The organism is Kitasatospora sp. NPDC057542 (genome assembly GCF_042801945.1).
Lineage (GTDB): Bacteria > Actinomycetota > Actinomycetes > Streptomycetales > Streptomycetaceae > Kitasatospora.
This window is the reverse complement of sequence record NZ_JBHVFE010000777.1, coordinates 1-2,054: the sequence shown is the minus strand read 5'-3', so window position 1 is coordinate 2,054 and position 2,054 is coordinate 1. Positions and strand designations below refer to the sequence as shown.

Here is a 2,054-nt window from a genome sequence, read left to right as displayed (position 1 = left end):
GGGACAGCGCCAAGAGCGCCCTCATCACCCTCGTCGAACACGCCCTGCTCGCCCGACTGCGGTGACCCAGGCGCAGACGGCCCGTCGGACTTCACACGAAGTCCGACGGGCCACGGGCGTTCCGGGGGCGGGTTACTCGGCGGGCTCCAGGCCGGCCCGGATCAGGCCGTAGGTGTACGCGTCCTCCAGCGCCAACCAGGAGGCGGCGACCACGTTGTCGGCCACGCCCACCGTCGACCAGGTGACGGCGCCGTCGGTGGACTCGATCAGCACCCGGGTCTTGGAGCCGGTGCCGTGCTGGCCCTCCAGGATGCGGACCTTGTAGTCCACCAGCTCGAAGGTGGCCAGCGGCGGGTAGATGCCCTCCAGGGCCGCGCGCAGCGCCTGGTCCAGCGCGTTGACCGGGCCGTTGCCCTCCCCGGTGGCGATCCGGCGCTCGCCCTTGGCCCACAGCTTGACGGTGGCCTCGTTGCCCGTGAAGCCCTTCGGACCCTGCTCGCTGATGGTCCGCCAGGACTCCAGGGTGTAGAAGCGGTCCCGGCTGCCGCGCACCTCGTCGCGCAGCAGCAGCTCGAAGGAGGCGTCCGCGGACTCGTAGGTGTAGCCGAGGTTCTCCTGCTGCTTCACCTTGGCCACCACCCGGCCGGCCAGGTCCCGGTCGCTGGAGAGGTCGTAGCCGAGCTCCCTGCCCTTGAGCTCGACGGAGGCCCGGCCGGCCATGTCGGAGACCAGCATCCGCATGGTGTTGCCGACCCGCTCCGGGTCGATGTGCTGGTACAGGTCCGGGTCGACCTTGATCGCGGAGGCGTGCAGGCCCGCCTTGTGGGCGAAGGCCGAGAAGCCGACGTACGGCTGGTGGGTGGAGGGGGTCAGGTTGACCAGTTCGGCGATCGCGTGCGAGATCCGGGTCATCTCGGCCAGCCGGCCCTGCGGCAGCACCCGGCGGTCGTACTTGATCTCCAGCGCACCGACCACCGGGAACAGGTTGGCGTTGCCGACCCGCTCGCCGTAGCCGTTGGCGGTGCACTGCACGTGGGTCGCGCCGGCGTCCACCGCGGCCAGGGTGTTGGCCACCGCGCAGCCGGTGTCGTCCTGGGCGTGGATGCCGAGCCGGGCACCCGTCCTGGCCAGCACGTCGGCGACGGTCTCCCGGACGCCGGCCGGCAGCATCCCGCCGTTGGTGTCGCAGAGCACCACCACGTCCGCGCCGGCCTCGTGCGCGGTGCGGACCACCGACACGGCGTACTCGGGGTTCGCCTTGTAGCCGTCGAAGAAGTGCTCGCAGTCGATGAACACCCGCCGGCCCTGGGAGCGCAGGAACTCGACACTGTCCCGGACCATCTCCAGGTTCTCGTCCAGGGTGGTGCGCAGCGCGAGCTCCACGTGCCGGTCGTGCGCCTTGGCCACCAGGGTGATCACCGGGGCGCCGGAGGCGACCAGTGCGGCCAGCTGCGGGTCCTCCGCCGCCTTGCCGCCGGCCCGGCGGGTGGCGCCGAAGGCGACCAGCCGGGCGTGCTCCAGCTCCAGCTCGGTGGCGGCGCGGGCGAAGAACTCGGTGTCGCGCGGGTTGGCCCCGGGCCAGCCGCCCTCGATGAAGCCGACCCCGAACTCGTCCAGGTACCGGGCGATGGCGAGCTTGTCCGCCACCGTCAGGTTGATGCCCTCCCGCTGTGCTCCGTCGCGCAGCGTGGTGTCGAACACGTGGAAACTGTCGTCGGTACGGGTGACCTCGGTCATGACCCCTGGTTCTCCGTTTCGGGGAGGTAGGTACTGCTCTGCCGGACTTGTCCCGGCTCCACTGTCCATGATCCCGCGCGCGGTCCCGGTGTCCCCGGGCCCCTTGTGAGGGCCCTCGGCCGGTCCGGGGAAACAAAAAAACCCCTCGCGGGTGCGAGAGGTCTGCGCGCGGGTCTGGACGCTCGTGGTCGCTCCGCATCGGTCGTGCGGGAAGCGGTCACTGCGGACCGGCGCGCCTGCTGCCAATAATCAGCGAAAGCGAGGACACGCTCGCAGTCTGGCACAGCCGCCCGGCATCCGGCCCGCCCGTCTCGCGA

1 protein-coding gene is annotated in these 2,054 nt (G+C 71.2%); it reads right to left on the bottom strand.

Going from position 1 to position 2,054, the window contains the following annotated elements:
- Positions 1 to 132 precede the first annotated feature (132 nt).
- Positions 133 to 1,737: a citramalate synthase gene (gene cimA / locus ACFU7Y_RS43370; protein WP_224282277.1), complete on the bottom strand. Its 1,605-nt coding sequence runs from the start codon at positions 1,735 to 1,737 to the stop codon at positions 133 to 135.
- Positions 1,738 to 2,054: the final 317 nt, after the last annotated feature.

Coding starts and splice junctions, on each gene's coding strand:
- cimA (WP_224282277.1), bottom strand. CDS start 1,737: ATGACCGAGGTCACCCGTACCGACGACAGTTTCCACGTGTTCGACACC.